This is a genomic window from Psychrobacter sp. 1U2, assembly GCF_051847575.1.
The window spans coordinates 1-588 of record NZ_JBPYDC010001501.1; the positions used below are offsets into that span (position 1 = coordinate 1).

Below are 588 nucleotides of genomic sequence, written 5' to 3' on the forward strand. Positions count from 1 at the left end.
GTCGGTCACTGTCTGGCCTTTAAAAAACGACTCACCAAAATCTAACTGGGCGTAATTCTTTAGCATTAGCCAAAAGCGCTCGGGTGCCGATTTATCAAAACCGTACTGCGCATTTATCGCCGCTACCATTTCCTCAGATAGGCCGCGCGTGCCTTGATAGGTACTACTACCGTTGCCGCCTGCACTGCTCGCGCCGATATTACCACCAAGCGCACTGTCTTTTGCACCTTGCTCTATCAGTGCCAGTTGCTGCTCAACAGGACCGCCAGGCGCTGCTTGTACAATCACAAAATTCGCCAGCAATATCAAAAATAGCGTCGGTAATATCAATAGCAACCTTTTTAAGATATAACGACCCATAATGGCAGCTTCCTAGAATAAACAGGTATGACAATTTAGCGTTTAGAAGTTATTTTTAAGCTCACGTAACGCGGCAAATACAGTCAAAGACTTGTCATCTTCGATAGTTACTTTAGACTTCACACCCGTAATCACACTCGGCTCTTGCGTGCGTAAAAACACATTAATTGCGCGCTCGTGCTCCAAAGTGACTGGCAACGTCGGGATGCCTTGTGCGGTTTTCTCTTC

At 46.6% G+C, this 588-nt stretch carries 1 protein-coding gene and 1 pseudogene; both read right to left on the reverse strand.

Annotation, left to right across the window (positions count from 1 at the left end; all coding sequences use genetic code 11):
* Positions 1-360, reverse strand: a pseudogene (locus ACS8FD_RS22845) (peptide ABC transporter permease); the annotation flags it as partial.
* A gap of 42 nt (positions 361-402) precedes the next feature.
* Positions 403-588, reverse strand: a 186-nt coding sequence (locus ACS8FD_RS22850; RefSeq protein ID WP_439277540.1) for a hydroxyacylglutathione hydrolase C-terminal domain-containing protein, incomplete at its 5' end; no start/stop codon positions are given.